Source organism: Pseudomonas sp. SGAir0191 (assembly GCF_002812565.2).
GTDB lineage: Bacteria > Pseudomonadota > Gammaproteobacteria > Pseudomonadales > Pseudomonadaceae > Aquipseudomonas > Aquipseudomonas parafulva_B.
The window spans coordinates 1,883,160-1,899,838 of sequence record NZ_CP025035.2 but is presented as its reverse complement, the minus strand read 5'-3'; the positions used below and the strand labels follow the sequence as shown (position 1 = coordinate 1,899,838).

Sequence of the window (16,679 nt, the reverse complement as noted above, 5' to 3'; positions counted from 1 at the left end):
GTCAGTCTCACATAGTCCGTTTGGTTCTTTTCATATGCAAAAACATCACTTTTGCGCATAAATACAACCTGCTATGGTGCCCCGGCTCCGAACCGGAGTGCGCGGCCGTGCGCGCGAATAGCTGCATGCCTGAGACAGGACTTTTATGTACGTATATGACGAATACGATCAGCGGATCATCGAGGACCGCGTCAAGCAGTTCCGTGATCAGACCCGCCGCTACCTGGCCGGTGAGCTGAGCGAGGAAGAATTCCGCCCGCTGCGCCTGCAGAACGGCCTATACATTCAACGATTCGCGCCGATGCTGCGTGTCGCCGTTCCTTATGGCCAACTCAATGCCCGGCAGGTGCGTACCCTGGCCAAAATCGCCCGCGATTACGACAAGGGCTACGCGCACATTTCCACCCGCCAGAACGTGCAGTTCAACTGGCCGGCCCTGGAAGATATCCCCGACATCCTGGCTGAATTGGCGACCGTGCAGATGCACGCCATCCAGACCAGCGGCAACTGCCTGCGCAACACCACCACCGATCAGTTCGCTGGCGTTGCCGCCGATGAAGTCATCGACCCGCGCCCCTGGTGCGAGATCGTCCGTCAGTGGACCACGTTCCACCCGGAATTCGCCTTCCTGCCGCGCAAGTTCAAGATCGCCATCAACGGTTCGAAACAGGACCGCGCGGCCATCGAAGTACACGACATCGGCCTTGAGCCGGTGCGCAACGACGCTGGCGAGCTGGGTTTCCGCGTCCTGGTCGGGGGCGGATTGGGCCGCACACCGGTGGTCGGTTCGTTCATCAATGAGTTCCTGCCCTGGCAGGACCTGATCAGCTACCTGGACGCTATCCTGCGCGTCTACAACCGCTACGGCCGCCGGGACAACAAGTACAAGGCGCGGATCAAGATTCTGGTCAAGGCCCTGACACCTGAAGTCTTCGCCGAAAAGGTCGAGGCCGAAATGGTCCACCTGCGTGGCGGCAGCAGCACACTGACCGAGGCGGAAGTGCAGCGCGTGTCGCGTCACTTCGTCGATCCGCAGTACCTGGCGCTGGACGATGTCGACTACAGCGCCTTGGACAGCGAACATCCAGGGTTCGCGCGCTGGCGCTCACGCAATACCCGCGCCCATAAACGCCCTGGTTACGTGGCCGTGACCCTGTCGCTCAAACCCACCGGCGTTGCCCCAGGTGACCTCACCGACAAGCAGCTCGACGCCGTAGCCGACTTGGCAGAACGTTACAGCTTCGGCTTCCTGCGCACCTCGCACGAGCAGAACATCATCCTGGCCGACGTCGAGCAACGCCAGCTGCATGCCCTGTGGCTGGAGCTGCGCGAGAGCGGATTCGCCACCCCGAACATTGGCCTGCTGACCGATATCATCTGCTGCCCAGGCGGTGACTACTGCTCCCTGGCCAACGCCAAGTCGATCCCCATTGCCGAATCCATCCAGCGTCGTTTCGACGACCTGGACTACCTGTTCGACATTGGCGAGATCGACTTGAACATCTCCGGTTGCATGAACGCGTGCGGGCACCACCACGTCGGTCATATCGGCATCCTGGGCGTGGACAAGAAGGGCGAAGAGTTCTACCAGGTATCGCTGGGCGGCAACGCCGCGCGCGACGCCAGCCTTGGCAAGATCCTGGGCCCCTCGTTCGCCCAGGACGACATGGCCGATGTGATCGAGAAGCTGATCGCCGTCTACGTCGAACAACGCACTGAAGAAGAGCGTTTCATCGACACGTACCAACGCATCGGCATCGACCCCTTCAAGGAACGCGTGTATGCAGCGAATCATTAAGCACAACCAGATCGTCGACGAAACCTGGCACCTGCTGCCTAAGGAAACTTCGTTCGACGAACTGACCAACTGCGACGACTACATCGTGCCCTTGCAGATGTGGCGCGACCATGCCCATGCCCTGAAAGCCCGCGACGGTGGCCTGGGCATCTGGCTGGACAGCGACCAGGAGGCTGAGGAGATTGGCGAGGACGTCCAACACTTCCAGGTCATCGCCCTGAATTTCCCTGCCTTCACGGACGGGCGCAGCTATTCCAATGCGCGCCTGCTGCGCGACCGCTACGGCTACAAGGGTGAGTTGCGCGCCATCGGCGATGTGCTGCGCGACCAGCTGTTCTTCATGGCCCGTTGCGGTTTCGATGCATTCGCCATCCGCGCCGACAAGGACCCCGAAGACGCCCTGCAGGGCCTGAAGGACTTCTCGGTCACCTACCAGGGTGCCACGGACCAGCCGCTGCCTTTGTTCCGCCGGCGCTGAGCCCGTTGTTCGTCACGGCCGTGCACCTGCCACGGTCGTGACGGGCAGCCCCCACACTCGACCACACCGATACTCCGCACACATCGGCATTGTTGTCGCCGACGCAATTGTGAAGTCTGCCCGGTGATGATTCTCGCTTTGCCCCAGCCACGCTACGCTTTTCGGACACATTCATGCCGAGGAGTCGAGCGATGTCCCGTCCACCCCTGCCACCTTTCACCCGCGAGAGCGCCATTGAGAAAGTCCGTCTGGCCGAAGACGGCTGGAACAGTCGCGATGCTGCCAAGGTGTCGCTGGCCTATACCCCCGATACCGTATGGCGCAATCGCGCCGAGTTTCCCCGCGGGCGAGTCGAGGTTGAGGCTTTTCTGACCCGCAAATGGAACCGCGAGCTCGATTATCGGCTGATCAAGGAGCTTTGGGCCTTTACCGAAAACCGTATTGCCGTGCGCTATGCCTACGAGTACCGCGATGACAGCGGCCAATGGCACCGGGCGTATGGTAACGAGAACTGGGAGTTCGCCCCGGACGGGCTGATGCACTATCGGCACGCCAGCATCAACGAGCACCCAATCGCAGAAAGCGAGCGCAAGTTCCATTGGCCGCTCGGCCGACGTCCTGATGATCATCCTAGCCTCAGCCAGCTGGGGCTCTGACCATGGCCAGGCGCACAGAGGCGCTTTGAGGCCTGCAAGCGGTGTACAGTAGCTGCACAACAACATCGCCAAGGAGCCTGCCCATGACCGTGACGCTGTCACCGCTGCATATCGATTGCGACTTCGATTCTGGCAACATCGAAGTCATCGACGCCAGCAATCCTGCCCAGGTCCGCCTCGCCATCCGGCCGGACACCCACAGTGGCCACTACCAGTGGTTTCACTTTCGCGTCAGCGGCCTGACGCCTGGGCAGAAACACCGGTTCAGCCTCGACAACGCTGCTGGCTCGTCTTACAAGAATGCCTGGACTGGCTACAACGCCGTGGCCTCTTACGACCAGCAGACCTGGTTTCGGGTGCCCAGCCAATTCGATGGTACCGCCCTGGGCTTCGAGATCACGGCGCAGCAACCGCAGATCTGGTTCGCCTACTTCGAGCCCTACCCCCGTGCACGCCACAATCAACTGATCGAACGTGCGCTCGCCCTCCCAGGCATCACATTGCTGGCCAGCGGCCGCAGCGTCCAGGGTCGCGACATCCCGCTGCTGCGCGCAGGCGACGGTGCAGCGGGCAAGCGCAAGGTGTGGTTCATCGCCCAGCAACATCCCGGTGAGCACATGGCCGAGTGGTTCATGGAGGGGCTGATCGACCGTTTGCAGGCTGGCGACGCCACTGTCCAGCAACTGCTGAGCCGCGCTGATCTGTACCTGATTCCCAACATGAACCCTGATGGTGCCTTCCTGGGCCATCTGCGCACCAATTACGCCGGCAAGGACCTTAACCGCGCCTGGCAGGACGCCAATGTCGAGCTCACTCCGGAAGTGTTCTTCGCCCAGGCGCAGATGAAACAGTATGGCGTGGACGCCTTCATCGACGTGCACGGGGATGAAGAAATCCCCCATGTATTCACTGCCGCCTGCGAGGGCAACCCAGGTTACACAGCCCGCCTCGCCCACCTGGAAGAAACCTTCCGCAACACGCTGATGAGCCTGACGGCAGACTTCCAGACCACCCATGGCTACACCCGTGACGCGCCAGGCCAGGCCAACACGACGTTGGCCTGCAACGCCGTGGGGATGGCGCACGACTGCTTGTCACTGACCCTGGAGATGCCGTTCAAGGACCACGACGATGCCCCCGACCCGCGCACGGGCTGGTCAGGGCTGCGCTCCAAGGCATTGGCGAGCGCCGTATTGGATACGCTCGCCGCGATGGTAGACGACCTGCGCTGAGCCTTCTCTCAGAACTGGACGTCCAGTACCACGCTGTCCGAGTAGCTCGCCGCCGGCGGCGTAGCCTGGTCGGTATAGACGCGGGCGTTGTAGTTGAAAACCTGACTGCCAGTGCCAGTGCCTATGCCCGGGTTGACGTCGGCCTCGGCACTGGCCCGCCTGGCGCTACCGCTCGCGCCCCAGCGAACGGTGCCTGCGCCCTTGTAGATGTCGTACGCCAGGTAATTGTTGGCAGCCGACTTCATGCGCCGCCGCCCGCTCAGCACGTTCTGCCCATCGCTGAGCCCGACGCTGTAGGCACTGCCTTTGGTACAGGAAACGCTCAGGCTCTGGTTGACCGTTGCGAAGGCGCTGACCACAGGCGCAGAACCGAAGTTGATATTCGGCGTAACGATCTGGCAATCATTGGTCACCGTCAGGCTGACGGTCAGGTACTGGGTGCCTGATCCGGTATCCCGCCCGATGCACAACCCGCCCAGCGAAAGCCCTTCACAATAGTTCCAGGTCCAGTCCAGCTTGAGGGTCTCCTGATAGAGACCTGCCGCCACGTTACTCCCGATCTGGGTGCGAAGGTACAACGGTACAGTCTTGGGCGTACCGTTGAGCAAGCCCAGCAGGTCGAGGATACCCGTGCGTCCGTACTCGAATGCAACACCGCGGCTGATGGGAAAGTTGGTGGTGGCATCGGCGTAGAGCGTATACGGGATGACATCCCCTGTAGGGCCAAGCAACCCCCCCGTGGACGGCTGTACCGTCAGCTTGAACGAGTCGGTGTTGCTGAGCACGCTCAATACCGTGCCATTGCACTGTAAACCGGCGTTCGCCGTGGATGCTGTCTGCACGGCGGTGCGAACCTGGGTTGAATTGAGGGCGCCGAACAGAGCGGGCGCGGTGGCTACCGACGCGCACTTGGCCAGGGCAGGCTCTGCGCAGAGCGCTAGAAGCCCTGCGCAGAGCCAGGCTTGATGGCGGCTCACTTGCACACCAACGGCCCGATCAGTGGGATCGAGCCGGTGCTTTCTGGCAGGGTGAAGTCAACCTCGCACTGCCCTCCCCCCGCCAGTTCGACCTGCAAGCGGTTAGTGGCCTGCAAATTTTCCAGGTAGACCAGCCCATCCCACCCCACCACGGCCTGCGCGCCGCTTTGCACGTGTCTGACGCGGCTGCCCAGGCTCAGCGGTTGCTGATTGCCATCCACCAGTTCCAGGCTGGCTGCCTGCACCTGCTTGAGTTCGAAGTCGAGCAGATAACCGCTGCCACGGCGCACGGCAACGCGTTGCTCGACTTGCGGCGCCAGAATGTCAGGCGGCAGATCCATCGGATCTATTTCATATTTGCCTCGGTAGTAGGCACTGCTATAGGGCACAAGCAGGTGACCACGTTTATCGGTGCGGCCTACCGGCTGGTTTTCGTAACGCACGGGCACATCGGCGTAGCCAGAGGTGCTGACCACAACGAACGCATCATCGATGCGGTTGGCCGCGAACAGGCCGGCGTCCATCCACACGATCGAGCCGCTGGCATCGGCCCACCGGGTCATTTCTCCACTGCTGCCGTAGACACCCGCCTGCAGCTGGACCGACTGCAGGCGCCAGGTGGCGTCGGCCTGGCGGTAAGCCTGGCGATCGCTACCGGTGGCATACCCGAGGTTGTAGCCCACCCCGGTGCCCACCGGAACCGCCCGGCTGTAGTTGACCCGCTGCTGGTGCTGGCCGTCTTTGTTGCGTTCGATCCCCAAGGCCAGGGTGCCGGTCATGTCGAACGGAATCACCAGTTGCGCCTGCGCCGCCCATTGGCGATCACCCACCTCTCGGTTAGCAGAGAAGTAAATACTGCTGTTGCCCCACAGGGGCCTGCTGTAACTGAGGTTGATCAAACGCGTGCGCGTGCCGTCACCGGCGCGTACATCGAAATAACCGGCGCCCAGGTTCCCATACTGGTTGAGGTTCAAACTCAGCGTCACCTGCTCACTGCTTCTGCTCAGCTGCATGTCGCGCCGGTCGATGCGGGTTAGGTCGGCGTAATCGCCATGGCGTTGCAGGCGCTGGTAGCTGAAACCCAGGCGTTGACTGTTGTATTGATAACCCAGGGCGGTTTGCTGACCTTGGTTGCCTTCCAAACGGCTTTGGGCAAGTGCAGCATTGAGCACCCCGAACTGCCCTAGGCGCATGTTCGTCCCCAGGCCCCCGAGCATCAGGGACTCGGCCGTTTGCGCATTGGCCTCCAGCGTGAAGGTATCGCTCAGGCCGTGGCGCAGGCTGGCCGAGGCCACGCCTGGGCCGTATCCGAAGTCGCGCACCCCATAGTCACGCCTGAGACTGCCGGCTGCCACCGCATAGTCGGTCAACCCTTTTTGCAACAGGCTGCTGGTCACATAGAACGGCAGGGTCGTGGACACTTGCCTGCCCAGGGTGTCGGTGGTCACCACCACAGCCTCGCCGGCACCGTTGATGAAAGGGACGTTGGTCAGGGTATAGGGGCCAGGCTGCAACTCGGTGGTGCTGGCCCGGTAACCATTGATGAAAAGCTCAAGGGACGTTGGCACGGCCGCTTCGCCTGCGAAGGCGGGCAACGGGTAGGTCACAAGGTCTGGCCGGGCGGCAAAATCCCTGGATAGCTGCAGCCCGCCCAGGCGCACTGAGCTACTCCAGGGCAAGGCGGCGGTGATCAGGTCACCGGCCTCGACGGTCAGCATCCGTTGCTCGTCGGTGAAGCGCCAGGTGGTGTCGTAACGCAGGAATCCATCACCCGTGCCACTGCGCGTCACGCCGTTGAACGAGCGCCGCCATTGGCCAGTGCTGGACACAGTCCCCCAGCTGTCGAACACGCGTAGTTCATTCCAGGCGGCGAGGTAGGTGCCGCTGTCATCGGTATCGTTCAGGTACAGGTCATAGTTGAACAAGGCACCGAAGCTGCTGCGCGCATCGGTAGGCGGGTAAAGCGTGCGCTCACCGACTTGCTGGTCCGGCAACCAGCCTGGGGGCACATCCAGCCGCAGTTGCTGGTTCTGGCTGTCATATTCGGCATGCATCCCAGCAACGGCGTCCAGGGCCACGTCGCCTGAGGGATCGCCGGGCAACGCAAGGCCTGCTGCGCGCAGCACGTCACTGCCTATGTAAAGGCGCCCGGCCCTTTGCTGCACCGGCACCAATTCAGCCTTTGGCATCTGGTTCACCGTGAGGTCCAGGTACAAGGTGGCATCGGCAACCGCCGACAGCTCCGTTGGCGGCGGCGGCAGGTCGTCCGCCAGCACCAGGGTAGAACCGGCCAGTGCCAGCCCCAGATACCCCAGGCGCTTCGTCGCGAACCTCTTCACGCATCGGTCCTGACCATTGCCGGGCCCTCCCTGGCCCTGTGACTTGCCTGTAACTTATCGACCCTGGTTGATGACGGCCGCCTCGCCCTGGCCGTTGACCCGGCCCTTGAGTATTCCACCGGCCCCCACGGCCAGCGGCGCTGGCCAGCGCATGCTGGCCCCGGGCAGTACATAGCCCAGCAGCCCTTCTGCAACTGGTTTGGCCTGGTTGCCTTGCTGCACCACCACATCGGTCAGGCGTGCATGCACCGGGCCGGTGTTTCGCAACTCGATGTACGGCTTGCCCTGTACCATCACCGGCTGCCAGGTCAGCTGGGGCTTGCCTACACCCTGCTCGTTGCGCTCGCCGTTCGGGTCCGGGCGGCCCCACAGGCCTTCCCCGTAGACGAACAGCGGCACCGAGTAGCGCATCTGCAGGCGAATTGCGGCCGTGGTCCCGGCCTCGGCCTTGTCCACGGGCACTGCGGGGGGAATTTCGTCGATGATGATGCGGTAGGCCTGTTCCTGACCGGCGGGTGCCGCACCTGTGCGCGTCAGGCGAATGAGTTGCTTCTGACCGGGTGCGATAGTGGCCACCGGCGGGCTGCCGATGATTTCACGTTGTGCGCTGAACTGCTCCTCGAAGCGGCCCTGACGCCAGGCAAATACACGCACTTGAAGGCTTGCCGCCGCGGTCCCGCGATTTTCCAGCCACAGCGCCCCCGCCTTCTGTCCCGCTTCCAGCACAGGGTCAATGGGCCAGATCAGTACCGACGTGGCGGCTAACACCGGCTGGCCAGCCACGCTGCACATCAGCATCAAGGCTCGGATCCATTTGCTGCGCTCTCTCATGAAGCCCTCCCTGGACGGTATGTTGGCGACATCGACCGGTCACCAGGTCAATGTCACTTGGACTACGTCGGTGTAGGTGCCGGCAGGCACCGTTCCGGGTAGTTGGAGCCTTCCGTAGACTGGCAGCCTTACCGCTGCAGGGTCGGCATAACTCACGTTCACGTTTTGCCCAATGCCGATGCCCTGCGCCAACGCAGCATCCTGGTACAACTGGTAGGGCACTACCTGCGTGCCTCCCGTACGCTTGAGGTTGCGCACGCCTGCGTTCGCGTTCTGGCCAGCATCCAGGCTCATGCTCAGCACTACCCCTGGCGTGCACTGCAGCGTCACGCTCGAACCGCCCAATGCCGTACTCAGCACGGCCGTGGACAAGGCTGACTGCGTACCGTAGTTCAGGGTGCCGTACTGCGTGGCGCCCCCTATGACCAGACAACCGGCGACAACTTGCGCATTTACCGCGAAGGTACTGGTGGTGGCCGCACCCAGGGGGCCAGCCAGCATCAGCATGCACCCGGCAACGGTCCCTGCACGCCAAACGCGCATGCCTCAGAACGACAGCTCGACGGCGACGGTGTCGGTATAGACCCCCGCGGGCAGACCTGCCTTGCCACGTGCCTGCCCATAGAGGTTGACGGTTTGCGCAACCCCGGTGCTGGTCGGCAACGTGATCGTGCCGTCGATGGCCAGCAACTGCGTGCGCCCCGCATCGGTATAGAAGTCATAGGGAACGAAATTGCCGGCGCCGTCTGCCAGAGCACGGGTGCCCCCGGTGGACTGACCATCGTGGGCGCCTGCGCGTACCCGAATGGCCGGCACCGTGCCCGCTGAACACAGCACACTAAGTGCCCCGCCGCTGCCGCCGAGCACCTGCGCGTTGGCCGTACCGAACAAGGCATCCTGAGTGCCGAAGTTCAGGCTGCCGAAATTCAGGCCCGAGGTGCCTGAGCTGCCGTTGACCTGGCAAGCCGCAATCAGGGTCAGTGTCGAGTTGATGGTACCGGTGACGGTGGCTGCCGGCGCCTGGGACGCCAGCGCCATGCCCAGCCCGGCGAGGATGCAGCGTGAGAGGTGGGTTCGCATCGATATCTCCTTGATGGGTTACCAGTCCAGGGTCACTCTGAGGGTGTCGCGATACAGGCCAGCGGGTAGCGCACGAGGCTGTGCGACCAGCACGCCATATATGGGAATGGGCATCTGCCGGGTGCTGCTGATGACGAAGGGCCGGGCCTGGCCGACCGGATAGTGGCTGCGGCCGGCAGGATCGACGGCCAGTTGGTAAGGGATCAACTCGCGCCCATTGCTCAGGCGGCGTATCCCGTCGTCGCCGTTCATGCCCGCATTGATGCTCACCTTGAACGCACGCACTTCAGGCGTGCAGCTGATCTGCAAGCTGCCCTGCGTGCCGACGTCATCCACCCGACTGCGCACGGGCTCTTCCCAATTAGGGCCTCGGGCACCGAAATCCATCAATCCAGGGTTGGCCAGTGTCGCCGGTTGCGTTTCATCGCTGCTGATCTGGCAAGCAGCGCTGATGATCAGTTGCGCCTGGATGAAACCGGTGCTGGTGCCGTGCGCCGCGCCGCCCGGTACGAGCAAGGGACCAAGGGTCAGCAGCAGCATCGAGGAACGGTTCATGGCCTCACGTCCTTGTGCATAGGTTGACCTACCAGGTGACCGTCACTTTGAGCATGTCGGCATACCGCCCTGCTTCAGGGGCCCAGGCCAGCTTGTCCAGCCTCGCGTACAACGGCAGGTCGACCCAGCCGCTGCCAGGCACCCGTGATGATTGCGGCTCATCGACCAACATCGGCTGCCGCCCGGCCGCATCACGAAATAACCGGTAGGGAATGGGCCTGGCGCTGGAGCCTGACATGGCCAGGAACCGCACCGCCCCGCTCCCACCATGTTGGCCAGCGTCCACGCGTACCTGATAGGGCGTGTCCGGGTTGCACTCCAGCCGCGGCACTGAAGGCCCCAACAGCGTTCCACTTCGAGGTGCTTGCGGGCCATCCAATCGTGACACTGCACCAAAGTCGATGCGCCCGAGTGCCTGTGCTCCCGCCTCCCGGGCAGGGTTGACGAGCATGCAGCCGCGCTCCACCAATACCCTCACTTCGACCAGAAAATCTGCCGCCAGGGCACTGCCGACTGGCAGCAGGCCCACAAGCGCGGCAAACAAACGATTGTTCACGTTAGCGTCCCTGCCATTCAACTCTCGTTTCAAGCCTAGCAGCGGGCTCACTTTCGAACCGGCCGACACGCCTGTTTTTTGGTATTAGCAAAAAAGCAGTAACGGCCATGGCAAGATCTGGACAGCGCGAAGCAGCCTCCATGCAAGGTGGGTTTCAACGGCCAAAGCACGGCAGGCGAAGCGATATTCTGATAGGGTGTATCACCATCATCCTGCCCCAGACTCGTGCGGCTTGCAGGGTCCCAAATGACAGGAGCGTTTTCTTCGATGACCACCGACCGAACACTTGCACAGGCGATCGAACGCTGCGCTCAAGAGCCCATTCAAGTGCCGGGTAGCGTTCAGCCTCACGGTTTTGTTCTGGTGCTCGATCCGGAGCATCTGCAGGTCCTGCAGGCAAGTGACAACATCGTGCAGTGGCTGGGAGCGCCCGCCGAATCGGTGCTCGGTTGCAGCTTCGGCGAAATCGTCCAGGCCGGCTTCGACCTGCGCCAGCACTTGGCGAGGCTGCCGGAGGACGAGGTCTTTCCTTTTCATATCGGTGATGTGCGCTTGCACGACAGGGCATCTAGCCGGGAGGAGCTCCATCTGCTGGCGCATCGGCACGACCAGGTGCTGATCGTCGAGTTCGAGCCGCTCAGAGTGCCCGAGGACCTGACTGCTCAAGGTGACTACTACCCATTGGTGCGCACCTTCGTCAGTAGCCTGCACCTGGCGGGTAGCCTGGAGGAATTGCTGCAGCAGACGGTTGTACAGCTCAAGCGCGTGACCGGCTTCGGACGGGTCAAGGCCTATCGCTTTGATGCCGACGGCAATGGTGAGGTATTGGCCGAGGTTGCCGACGCAGGTTATCCAAGTTTCCTGGGCCTGTGCTTCCCTGCCTCGGATATACCGCGCCAGGCGCGTGAGCTCTATCGGGTCAACCGCATCCGCGTCATCGAGGATGCCAACTATCAGCCGTCTCCCTTGGTACCGCCACTCAACCCAACCACCGGCAAACCGCTGGACATGAGCTTCACGAGCTTGCGTAGCGTGTCGCCCGTGCACCTGCAATACATGCGCAACATGGATACGCTGGCATCGATGTCATTGTCCATCGTGGTGGATGGCAAACTGTGGGGACTCATTTCGTGCCATCACGCACAGCCGCGATCGGTGGCCCTGCGTACACGTACCGCTTGTGAACTGCTGGCCAGCGTCCTGTCCCTGCAGATCGAATCCCGTGAAGCCCATGCCAGCACTCACCAGTTACTGGAATTGCGGCAATACATCGTGCGGATGATTTCTTCCATGGCCGACCACGACAGTGTCAGCGAAGGCCTGCGTACGTTGCCCGATGTGCTCCTGGCGTTTGCAGGTGCTCAAGGCGCTGCGATCATTTCTGCCGAGCATTGCGAGCTGATCGGAGCTGCCCCGCCAGAGGCACAGGTCAATGCGCTGGTCCATTGGCTGGCCCGCCAAGGTGAAGATGTTTTCCAGACGGATAATGTACGCCGTGACGTCAGCGAGCTGCCCGAATTGGCCGAGCATGCCGGCGGCGTACTGGCAGTGGCCATCTCTAAAATCCACTCGCACTACCTGCTGTGGTTCCGCCCCGAACAGGTGCGTAGCGTCCAATGGGCTGGGCAGCCTACCAAGGAAGTCGCACCACTGGGCAACCTCGCGCCTCGCCATAGTTTCGAACGCTGGCAGGAGCAACTGCACGGTTACTGTGCACCCTGGGACCCGTTGGTCATCGAGGGCGTAATGGAGTTGCGCAATGCGGTCCTGGGTATCGTGCTGCGCAAGGCTGAAGAACTGGCGCAGATGGCCAACGAATTGCGCCGCTCCAACAAGGAGCTCGAGGCATTCTCGTATAGTGTTTCCCACGACCTGCGGGCGCCCTTGCGCCATATCGCGGGGTATACGGAATTGCTGGGCGAAATGGAAGGCAACGGTTTGAGTGAACGGGGCAAAAGGTTCTTGCAACACATCGGCGAAGCGGCGCATTTTGCCGGCAACCTGGTCGACAATTTGCTACATTTCTCGCACATGGGCCGCTCTGCCCTGCGCATGTCGGAAGTGGACCTCAACGCTCTGGTCGAAGCCATTCGCGCTGAACTGGCACCCGACTACGCCGGGCGTGAGATCATCTGGGACATCGCGCCGCTGCCCCGGGCTTATGGCGACCCGGCATTCATCAACCTGGCATTGAACAACTTGGTGGCAAATGCCATCAAATATACCCGTGGACGAACACCTGCCCGCATCGAGATCACAGCTGTGCAGCACCCAACCGAGACCGAGGTCTGTGTCCGGGACAATGGCGTGGGCTTCGACATGGCCTATGCCAGCAAGCTGTTCGGCGTCTTCCAGCGCTTGCATCGCATGGAGGATTTCGAAGGCACGGGCATTGGCCTTGCCAGTGTTCGCCGCATCATTGAAAGGCACGATGGCCGTGTCTGGGCCGAAGGCCAGATCGACAAAGGCGCCAGTTTTCATTTCACACTACCGCGCCCATCCGCGACACACTGAGGTACCGCACCTATCATGCTAAAACCCATCCTGCTGGTCGAGGACAACCCTCGGGATCTGGAGCTGACGCTCCTGGCCTTGGAGCGCAGCCAGTTGGCCAACGAAGTCATCGTGCTGCGCGACGGCGCAGATGCCTTGGATTACCTGTTGCGCCGCGAGGCCTACGCCGACCGCGATGACGGCAACCCTGCCGTGATCTTGCTCGACCTCAAGTTGCCGAAAGTTGATGGCCTGGAAGTACTGAAGGCGCTGCGCGCCTCCCCGGAGCTGCGCAGCATTCCGACCGTGATGCTGACCTCGTCCCGCGAAGAACCCGACCTGCTGCGCGCCTACGAACTGGGCGTCAACGCTTATGTGGTCAAACCCGTCGAGTTCAAGGAATTCGTTGCCGCCATTTCCGACCTGGGCATCTTCTGGGCGGTACTCAACGAGCCTCCACCCGGCTCGTTGCGCCTGAACCGTCGCGGCAACTGAGGCCTGCACCACGATGCAGTCTACCCCGCTACATCTACTGATGGTCGAAGACAGCTCGATGGACGCCGAGCTAACCCTGATGCGCCTTGAGCGCAGCGGGTTGCGCATCCAGTCTCATCTTGTCTTCGATCACAACGGCGTCGAGCATGCCCTTCGCGAAGGGCGCTATGACTTGATCCTGTGCGATTGCGTGCTGCCTGGTTCATCCGGTACCGAAGTGCTTTCGATCGCCCAGCGTCTGGCCCCTGATGTGCCCTTCATTTTCCTCTCCGGTATCTACGGAGAGGAACATGCGGTAGAGATGATTCGCCTGGGCGCCACCGATTACGTGCTAAAGAAAAACCTGCCGTTGTTGCCCAAGGCGGTGCGCCGTGCACTCACCGAGGTGCAGGAGCGCCAGCGCAGACGCCGTGCCGAAGAGGCCTTGGCGGAGGTGGAAGCACGCGCGCGCATTGCTATCAACGCTGCGGGCATGGGGACCTGGGACTTGAGGCCCCAAGAGGGAGTGCTGGCGTGGGATGAACGCTGCAAGGCATTGTTCGGCCTGCCGCCGGACACCGAGATGAGCCTGGAGGTGTTCTACGCTGGCATTTATCCAGACGACGTGGAGATGGTTCGCAAAGCCGTCGACCTGGCCATGCGCCCGGAAAGTGGCGGCAACTATCGCATGGAGTTTCGCATCGTGCCGCCCGATGGCCAGGAGCCCCGGTGGGTCCTGAGCAGTGGCCAGAGCCAGTTCGTCGACGGCAAGTGCGTACGTTTTTCAGGTGTTCTTCAGGATATTCACACCCAGCGCGTGGCCACTCAGGCATTGCGCCAACTCAACGAAATGCTCGGCGAGCGTGTCGAACGACGTACCCGTGAGCGCGATCGCGCCTGGGAGCTCTCCCAGGACCTGCTGGCCGTGCTCAACCACGACCTGACACCGGTGGCGCTAAACCCAGCCTGGGAAGCCAGCCTGGGCCTGTCGCGGGAACGCTTGAGCCAGTCTTCGCTGCTGCACCTGTTGCCGGAGGCGGATCAGGAACTGCTGCTAACCGAACTGGCGTCCCTGGCCCATGGGCGCACCAGCGCGCGGTTTGTGGGCCGGATTCTTCACGCAGGTGGCCAGCAGCGTTGGCTGTCGTGGGTTGTGGTACCGGAGGACACCCTGCTCTACGTGGTCGCGCGGGACATTACCAGCGAGCGTGAAACTGCAATGGGTTTGGCCGAGGCCAATGCCCGCCTGCGCGAACAGATCAGCGAGCGTGAGCGTATCGAGGCCGCCCTGCAACAGATGCAGCGTCTGGAGGCTGTGGGCCAGCTTACCGCGGGGGTGGCCCACGACTTCAACAACTTGCTGACCGTGATCCTGACTGGGGCGAGCTTTCTGGAGCGCGACCTGGTGAAAGCCGATGTCGAGAAGGCACGAACCAGGCTTACTCACATCAGGGAAGCAGGTGAACGCGGCGCCAAGCTGACCTCGCAATTGCTGGCATTTTCCAGGCGCCAACGGCTCGAACCCGTGCCACTGAACCTGAACCGCACGCTTGACGGACTCGAAGAACTGCTACGCCGTACCCTGGGCGGCAATGTCTCCGTACGCCTGGACCTGGACAAATCACTCTGGCAGGCGCTTACGGACCCGACCCAGACCGAGATGATCATCCTGAACCTGGCGATCAACGCCCGCGACGCCATGCCCGAGGGCGGCCAGCTGACCTTGTCCACACGCAACACGCGCATCGATGACTTGCCACGCCGCCCGGAAGATCCAGACCCTGGCGAGTACGTCATGATGAGCATCCGCGACACGGGGTGCGGCATGAGCGAGGAGGTACTGGCCAAGGTCTTCGAACCGTTCTTCACCACCAAGGACATCGGCAAGGGCTCCGGCCTGGGCCTGGCGCAGGTCTTCGGGTTTGCCAAGCAGTCGGGCGGCGGGGTGCGCATTGATACCGCACCGGGTAGAGGCACCGAAGTGGCCGTCTATTTGCCTGCGGTGAAGGATCAGGTCGTGAGCGAACCGGAACCGCTGCCATTGACCCATACCATCACCGAGAGCGGCTACAACCGTAATGTGCTGCTGGTGGATGACGACCATCTGGTGCGCGACATGCTAGGCGATGTCCTGCGTCAGTATGGGTATCAGGTTCGTCAGGCACACAGCGGGGAGCAGGCACTGGCCCTGCTGGACGATGATATCGACTTGCTTCTCACCGACTTCGCCATGCCTGAGTTCAATGGTGCTCAGCTGGCCATGGCGGCGAGAGAGCGCTACCCCAACCTGCGCGTGGTGTTCCTGACGGGTTATGCGGAGCTCCAAGGGCTGGACTTGCCCGATAGCCTGGTCATTCAAAAGCCGGTACAAGCTGACGAACTTGCCAGGGCACTGAACGAGATGCTGGGTACAGCGAGCTGACGCATAGGTTGAGGATCCGCCATGGACGGCTTTTGAAAAGAGGCGCTTTGCAGGATGCGCCTCTCGATCAAATGCAGTCTGCCGGAAAATTGCGAATCTCAGAAACGACGAATTCAGCGCTGGTAGCCCATGCACTGAAAATAGAAATGTAGAAAATGGCAGGGGCGGCTGGATTCGAACCAACGCATGGCAGGATCAAAACCTGCTGCCTTACCGCTTGGCGACGCCCCTGTATCGGATGCAGCTGAAGCTGCTCTGACAACTCCAAGTAACTGACAACGCGTTGTTGTCTTGGAATGCGCGGCACTTTATCAACAATGTTGGAGCTTGGGAAGCCCTCTGTTAAAAAAATTACCAAAAAACAGCGAGTTAGTCGTCAGCAACAATGCGGCAATACCGTTCGTCGCATTCCTGCCCCTTCTCGTCAACGCAATCGCAAACCTTCATTCCAATGGTTATCGCCACCGTCATGCCCATGGAGGATGCCATGCCTGTTTCACACGATCTGTATCAAGACCTGCACTACCCTCGTGAAATCGTTCAACAACGTCGTCAGACCGATAAAGCCCTGGACCGCTTGCTCGACGAATATGTCGACATCGACAACCAGGTGCTGGCGGCCGAATCCATCTCGGCAGGCAATTTCGAGGACGAAGACCTTCGTCGTCTCAAGGAGCGCCGGTTGACCGTGAAGTACATGATCGAGCGTCAACTGCAACCCAAGGCATAAGGTGCCCGGGTGCGGTGACCTATCGCAGCAGGTGATCACTGGCGGTCACTTTCTCGAT

15 protein-coding genes and 1 tRNA gene are annotated in these 16,679 nt (G+C 61.7%); 8 read left to right on the top strand and 8 right to left on the bottom strand.

The features are described from left to right. The first annotated feature begins 145 nt into the window (after window positions 1-145). The 4 genes from CWR53_RS08640 (at window position 146) to CWR53_RS08625 (ending at window position 4,164) form a co-directional block, all read left to right on the top strand. Window positions 146-1,798, top strand: coding sequence for a nitrite/sulfite reductase (locus CWR53_RS08640; protein ID WP_027914640.1), 1,653 nt, complete (start codon window positions 146-148; stop codon window positions 1,796-1,798). After that, the gene (locus CWR53_RS08635) at window positions 1,782-2,276 is read left to right on the top strand and encodes a DUF934 domain-containing protein (protein WP_027914639.1); all 495 of its coding nucleotides are present in this window, start codon (window positions 1,782-1,784) and stop codon (window positions 2,274-2,276) included. The genes CWR53_RS08640 and CWR53_RS08635 overlap by 17 nt, the downstream gene beginning before the upstream one ends. 191 nt (window positions 2,277-2,467) lie before the next feature. After that, complete coding sequence (locus tag CWR53_RS08630; RefSeq protein WP_100851251.1) at window positions 2,468-2,932, top strand: nuclear transport factor 2 family protein; 465 nt, start codon at window positions 2,468-2,470, stop codon at window positions 2,930-2,932. A gap of 83 nt (window positions 2,933-3,015) precedes the next feature. After that, window positions 3,016-4,164 carry a M14-type cytosolic carboxypeptidase gene (locus CWR53_RS08625; protein ID WP_058603840.1) on the top strand — a complete coding sequence of 383 codons (1,149 nt, stop codon included), beginning with the start codon at window positions 3,016-3,018 and terminating at the stop codon, window positions 4,162-4,164. Window positions 4,165-4,172: 8 nt separating this feature from the next. Here CWR53_RS08625 and CWR53_RS08620 read toward each other — a convergent pair whose 3' ends face one another. From CWR53_RS08620 to CWR53_RS08590, 7 genes are all read right to left on the bottom strand, one after another. Beyond that, window positions 4,173-5,141, bottom strand: a complete 969-nt coding sequence (locus CWR53_RS08620; RefSeq protein ID WP_100851250.1) for a spore coat U domain-containing protein — start codon at window positions 5,139-5,141, stop codon at window positions 4,173-4,175. Further along, a complete protein-coding gene (locus CWR53_RS08615) occupies window positions 5,138-7,435 on the bottom strand; it encodes a fimbria/pilus outer membrane usher protein (protein WP_100852606.1) in 2,298 nt (765 codons plus the stop codon). The genes CWR53_RS08620 and CWR53_RS08615 overlap by 4 nt, the downstream gene beginning before the upstream one ends. Before the next feature lie 99 nt (window positions 7,436-7,534). Then, window positions 7,535-8,311, bottom strand: coding sequence for a molecular chaperone (locus CWR53_RS08610; RefSeq protein WP_100851249.1), 777 nt, complete (start codon window positions 8,309-8,311; stop codon window positions 7,535-7,537). Between the two features lie 39 nt (window positions 8,312-8,350). Continuing rightward, on the bottom strand, window positions 8,351-8,854 hold the full coding sequence (locus CWR53_RS08605) for a spore coat U domain-containing protein (protein WP_058603836.1): 504 nt from the start codon (window positions 8,852-8,854) through the stop codon (window positions 8,351-8,353). Between the two features lie 3 nt (window positions 8,855-8,857). Beyond that, window positions 8,858-9,391 (bottom strand): spore coat U domain-containing protein, encoded by a 534-nt coding sequence (locus CWR53_RS08600; protein WP_058603835.1) that lies wholly within the window; start codon window positions 9,389-9,391, stop codon window positions 8,858-8,860. Between the two features lie 18 nt (window positions 9,392-9,409). Then, a complete protein-coding gene (locus CWR53_RS08595; protein WP_058603834.1) occupies window positions 9,410-9,946 on the bottom strand; it encodes a spore coat U domain-containing protein in 537 nt (178 codons plus the stop codon). Window positions 9,947-9,974: 28 nt separating this feature from the next. After that, window positions 9,975-10,502 carry a spore coat U domain-containing protein gene (locus tag CWR53_RS08590; protein ID WP_100851248.1) on the bottom strand — a complete coding sequence of 176 codons (528 nt, stop codon included), beginning with the start codon at window positions 10,500-10,502 and terminating at the stop codon, window positions 9,975-9,977. A gap of 267 nt (window positions 10,503-10,769) precedes the next feature. Here CWR53_RS08590 and CWR53_RS08585 point away from each other — a divergent pair, with 267 nt between their 5' ends. The 3 genes from CWR53_RS08585 to CWR53_RS08575 are packed head-to-tail and all read left to right on the top strand — an operon-like array spanning window position 10,770 to window position 15,891. Beyond that, window positions 10,770-13,016 (top strand): ATP-binding protein, encoded by a 2,247-nt coding sequence (locus tag CWR53_RS08585; protein WP_100851247.1) that lies wholly within the window; start codon window positions 10,770-10,772, stop codon window positions 13,014-13,016. Between the two features lie 15 nt (window positions 13,017-13,031). Then, window positions 13,032-13,490 (top strand): response regulator, encoded by a 459-nt coding sequence (locus CWR53_RS08580; protein WP_027914629.1) that lies wholly within the window; start codon window positions 13,032-13,034, stop codon window positions 13,488-13,490. A 13-nt stretch (window positions 13,491-13,503) separates the two neighbouring features. Next, window positions 13,504-15,891 carry a response regulator gene (locus CWR53_RS08575; RefSeq protein WP_100851246.1) on the top strand — a complete coding sequence of 796 codons (2,388 nt, stop codon included), beginning with the start codon at window positions 13,504-13,506 and terminating at the stop codon, window positions 15,889-15,891. Between the two features lie 156 nt (window positions 15,892-16,047). On the opposite strand, the gene CWR53_RS08570 is transcribed toward CWR53_RS08575, so the two are convergent. Beyond that, window positions 16,048-16,122, bottom strand: a tRNA-Gln gene (locus CWR53_RS08570). 256 nt (window positions 16,123-16,378) lie between these two features. Between CWR53_RS08570 and CWR53_RS08565 the strand changes: the two genes are divergently transcribed. Next, window positions 16,379-16,621: a DUF465 domain-containing protein gene (locus CWR53_RS08565; protein WP_058637376.1), complete on the top strand. Its 243-nt coding sequence runs from the start codon at window positions 16,379-16,381 to the stop codon at window positions 16,619-16,621. Window positions 16,622-16,679: the final 58 nt, after the last annotated feature.